At 70.0% G+C, this 4,106-nt stretch carries 4 protein-coding genes; all 4 read left to right on the plus strand.

All coding sequences use genetic code 11. The features are described from left to right. Positions 1-1,105 (plus strand): exopolysaccharide biosynthesis polyprenyl glycosylphosphotransferase (locus RT567_RS14230; protein ID WP_313576928.1); only part of this gene is annotated, 1,105 nt, incomplete at its 5' end. After that, positions 1,105-2,556: a lipopolysaccharide biosynthesis protein gene (locus tag RT567_RS14235; protein WP_313576929.1), complete on the plus strand. Its 1,452-nt coding sequence runs from the start codon at positions 1,105-1,107 to the stop codon at positions 2,554-2,556. The genes RT567_RS14230 and RT567_RS14235, both read left to right, overlap by 1 nt. Next, positions 2,553-3,488, plus strand: coding sequence for a glycosyltransferase family A protein (locus RT567_RS14240; RefSeq protein ID WP_313576930.1), 936 nt, complete (start codon positions 2,553-2,555; stop codon positions 3,486-3,488). The genes RT567_RS14235 and RT567_RS14240 overlap by 4 nt, the downstream gene beginning before the upstream one ends. Further along, positions 3,485-4,106: glycosyltransferase family 2 protein (locus tag RT567_RS14245; RefSeq protein WP_313576931.1), on the plus strand; the 622-nt coding region annotated here is incomplete at its 3' end. The genes RT567_RS14240 and RT567_RS14245, both read left to right, overlap by 4 nt.

Consider the following 4,106-nt stretch of genomic DNA (forward strand, 5'->3'; position numbering starts at 1 on the left):
CGGCGAGACGCCGCTGGCCGAATACGGCTGGTGGGCGATCGCCTCGGCGGTGTTGCTGACCGGACTGCACAGCATCTGGCGGATGCTGGTGGCCCAATGGCGCAGCCGGGGCGATCTGACGCCCAACGTCGTCGTGGTCGGCGCCACCCGTCACGCCGAATCGCTGATCCGCGAGGCGCTGGACCGGCGCGACCTGAACATTCTGGGCGTCTTCGACGACCGCCTGGCCCGCACGCCCGACGCCCTGGCCGGCGTGCCGGTTCTGGGCGGCACCGACGCCCTGCTGGAACACAGGCTGACGCCCTATATCGACCGGGTCATCCTGGCCATCGACCCCAAGGCTGAAGCGCGCGTCCGCGCCCTGACGCACCGCCTTGAGGTTCTGCCCATTCCCCTGACCCTGCTGGTCGACCCCAAGGGCGCGGCCCAGCGCAATGAGGCGCTGGAAAAGCTGGCCTCATCCTCCCTGCCCCTGCTGGGCGGCGCGGTGGACGGCGAGCGGCGGGCGTTCAACAAGCGCATCCTGGACATCATCCTGTCGGCCCTGGCGCTGGTCGTGCTCAGCCCTGTGCTGTTCCTGATCGGTCTGGCCGTGCGGATGGACAGCAAGGGCCCGGCCCTGTTCCGCCAGCGCCGCCACGGCTTCAATCAAGAAGAGATCGTGGTGTGGAAGTTCCGCACCATGCGTCAGGAAGCCTCTGACGCCACCGCCAGCCGTCAGGTCACGGCGGGCGACGACCGGGTGACGAAGCTCGGCAAGTTCCTGCGCGCCACCAGCCTGGACGAGCTGCCGCAGCTGGTGAACGTGCTGCGCGGCGAGATGTCGCTGGTCGGCCCGCGCCCGCACGCCATCGGCATGAAGACCGGAGACGCCGAGTCGGCGCGTCTGGTGGCCGAATACGCCCATCGCCACCGCATCAAGCCCGGCATGACCGGCTGGGCCGCCGTCAAGGGCTCGCGTGGGCCGCTGCATACGGCGGATGAGGTGCGCCGCCGGGTTCAGCTCGACATCGAATACATCGAGCGCCAGTCCTTCTGGCTCGACCTGTGGATCATCGCCGTGACCATTCCTGTACTGCTGGGCGACAGGATGGCTGTGCGCTGATGTTCTGGAGGGGGGTGTTCGGCTACCTGCCGGCCAATATCGTGCAGGGCGTGGTCGGGTTTCTGACCATCATCATCTTTACGCGCCTGCTGTCGCCCGAGGATTTCGGCCGCTATGCGCTGGCCTATGCGGTGCTGACGCTGGCCCATGTGGCGACGTTCAGCTGGCTGGAAGCCTCCATGGCCCGCTTCTGGGCGGCCCAGTCCGACGAAACGCAGATGGCCGAGCATTTCGCCAGCCTGTATCGCGCTGCCTTCCTGATCACCGTCGTCTTCGTGCCGGTCGCCGGTCTGCTGGTGTGGCTGTGGCCCATGCCGGACAACTTCCGCCTGCCGCTGGCGGTGGCGCTGGCGGGGATTCCCGTGCGCTGCTTCCTGAAGCTGGCGCAGGAGCGGTTCCGCGCAGCGGGCGAGGTCGGCCCCGCCGCCGCCATCGACATCTGGAGCGCGGTTGCAGGGCTGGCCTTCGGCGTCGGCCTGGCGCTGCTGGGGATGGGGGCCGAGGCACCGCTGGCGGGGATGCTGCTGGCGCCGCTGGTCGCCCTGCCCTTCATCCTGCCCGCCGAACTGCGCGAGGCGAAACGCGGACGGCTGGATCGCCAGCGGCTGAAATCCTACGCCGTCTATGGCTATCCGATCGCCGTGGGCCTGGGGCTGACCGTGGTGCTGGCCTCGACGGACCGCTTCCTGCTGGCCCTGTTCATGAACGAGGCGGCGGTCGGCGCCTATCACGCGGCCTACAGCATCGCCAACCGGACGCTGGACGTCATGTTCGTGTGGCTGGGGGCGGCCGGGGCGCCGGCGTTGGTCATGGCGCTAGAGCGCGGCGGGCGCGAAGATCTTCAAGCGGCGGCGCGCGAGCAGGCCTCGACCCTGGTGCTGATCGGTCTGCCCGCCGCCGTGGGCGTGGCCCTGGTCGCGCGGCCGCTGGCCGAGTTCATGATCGGCGAAGACCTGCGCACCGTCGCCGCTTCGGTCACGCCGTGGGTGGCGCTGGGCGCCTTCCTGTCGGGCATGACGACCTATTATTTCGGGCAGGCGTTCACCCTGGGCCGCCGCACCGGCTGGCTGCTGCTGGCCATGAGCATTCCGGCGGGCAGCAACATCATTCTGAACATCCTGCTGATCCCGCGTTTCGGCGTCATGGGCGCGGCCTGGGCGACGGCGATCAGCTTCGCGCTGGGCCTGATGGCCTCGATGCTGATCGGTCGGCGTATCCTGCCCCTGCCCGTGCCGTGGAACGCCCTGGTGCGTTGCGGCGCAGCCGCCGCCGTCATGGCCGGCGTGGTGATGATGCTGCCGCCAATCGGAGGCTTCCTTGAGCTGATGCTGGACGCAGGCGTGGGCATGATCGTCTACGGCGCCGTCGCCTATGGCCTGAACGCCGCCGGGGTGCGCGACCTGAGCGTGCGGCTGAAAGCCTTCCTGCGCGCACGGAGGCAGGCGGCATGAGCCTCGCGATTCATCACGACAGCCCGGCTTGGGCCGAGGCGCAACCGATCCTGTCGGTGCTGATCCCCTTCCTGCGCGACGACCCGACCGACCTGTTGCGGCGCCTGGACGCCGAGGCGCCCGCCCTGGACGGACAAGCTGAACTCATCGTGCTGGACGACGGCACCAATGACGCCGAACTGACCGCGAGCCTGAACGCCCTGATCGACGGCACGGCCCTGCCCGTGCGCCTGATCTCGCTCAGCGCCAATCAGGGCCGTTCGGAGGGCCGTAACCGCCTGGCCCAGGCCGCGCGCGGCCAGACCTTCCTGTTCCTGGACAGCGACATGAGGCCCGACCATCCGGGCTTCCTGAGGACGTGGGTCGAGCTGGCTCGCGACGCGCGCCCGGCCGTGGCCTTCGGCGGCTTCTCCCTGTTGCAGGCGCCGCAGGACGCGCGCTTCGCCGTCCATCGCCACATGGCGGCCCGGTCCGACTGCATCCCCGCCGTCCAGCGCGCCGAACAGCCCGAGAAATACGTCTTCACCTCCAACCTGTTGGTGCGCCGCGACGTCTTCGATACGGAGACCTTCGATTCCGGCTTCAGCGGCTGGGGCTGGGAGGACGTCGAGTGGGCCATGCGCGTCTCGCGCCGGTTCGAGGTCGTGCATCTGGACAACCCCGCCACCCACATGGGTCTGGACACGGTCGAGGCCCTGGCCGCCAAATACGAACAGTCGGCGCCGAACTTCGCCCGCGTCGTGGCGCGCCACCCCGACTTCGTGTCGGCCTACCCCAGCTATCGCGTCGCCAGGGCGCTGAAGGCCGTTCCAGGGCTGAAGGCCCTGCGCCCCCTGATCAAGGGCGCCGCCCGCGCGCCTGTCCTGCCGACCGGCCTGCGCGCCTTCGCGCTGCGCCTGTATCGCGCGGCCCTCTATGCGGAGGCGATATGAGCGCGCCTGACGTCGCCGTCGTCATCCCCACCATGCGGCGGCTGGACAGCCTGACGCGCGCCCTGCGCTCGGTCTTCGTTCAGGAAGGCGCAGCGTCGCGCCTGCGCGAGATCGTCGTCGTCGATAACGACCCCGAGGCCAGTTCGCGCGAAACGGTCAAGGCTCTGCGGGCGGAGGCCCCCGTTCCCCTGATCTGGACCCATGCGCCGCGCCCCGGCGTCGCCACCGCGCGCAACACCGGACTGGCCGCCACGGCCGCGCCGTTGATCGCCTTCCTTGATGATGACGAGGCCGCCTCGCCGGGTTGGCTGGCCGCCTTGCTGCGCGCGCAGGAAGCGAGCGGCGCCGACGCCGTCTTCGGTCCCATTCGCGGGCGCGTGCCCGAGGGGACCGGCTGGACCACGCCCTATCTGGAGCGGTTCTTCGGTCGTCAGGGTCCGGACTGCGACCGCGTGCTGGATCACGCCCACGGCTGCGGCAACTCCCTGCTGGTTCGGGCCACGGCCCTACCCGGCGACCAGCCTTTCCACGTCGGATCGGACCAGATCGGCGGCGAGGACGATGTGCTGTTCGCCGCCCTCGAGGCGCGCGGCGGCCGCTTCGGCTGGGCCGCCGACG

This window comes from Brevundimonas sp. (genome assembly GCF_032107865.1).
Taxonomy (GTDB): Bacteria; Pseudomonadota; Alphaproteobacteria; order Caulobacterales; family Caulobacteraceae; genus Brevundimonas.